1 pseudogene is annotated in these 286 nt (G+C 68.5%); it reads right to left on the reverse strand.

The window, feature by feature from the left end:
* Positions 1-94: pseudogene (locus EN852_RS43055) on the reverse strand (amino acid ABC transporter permease); the annotation flags it as partial.
* Positions 95-286: the final 192 nt, after the last annotated feature.

Below are 286 nucleotides of genomic sequence, written 5' to 3' on the forward strand. Positions count from 1 at the left end.
TGGAGGTCCTGACCAGTTCCTCGAAGCCGATGATCGAGGTCAGCGCCGTCGACTTGATCAGCTGCACCAGGAAGCCGACGGTCGGCGCGCGGGTGTGCTTGAGCGGCCGGTTCGCCGGGCTTCCCGCCGGGCGCGAGACCGCGAGAAAGACGTCGTCGCCGGTATAAGAGGTGCGGGTCAGGCCTTCGCGCCGTTCGTCCTCCGTCGCCCGGCGCGGGCGCCGCTCGGTCGAATAGACCCAGGCAGGTGACGAGAGCGGCCACGCCGATCAGCATGGCGAAAGCAT

The organism is Mesorhizobium sp. M2E.F.Ca.ET.209.01.1.1, from assembly GCF_004010375.2.
Lineage (GTDB): Bacteria > Pseudomonadota > Alphaproteobacteria > Rhizobiales > Rhizobiaceae > Mesorhizobium.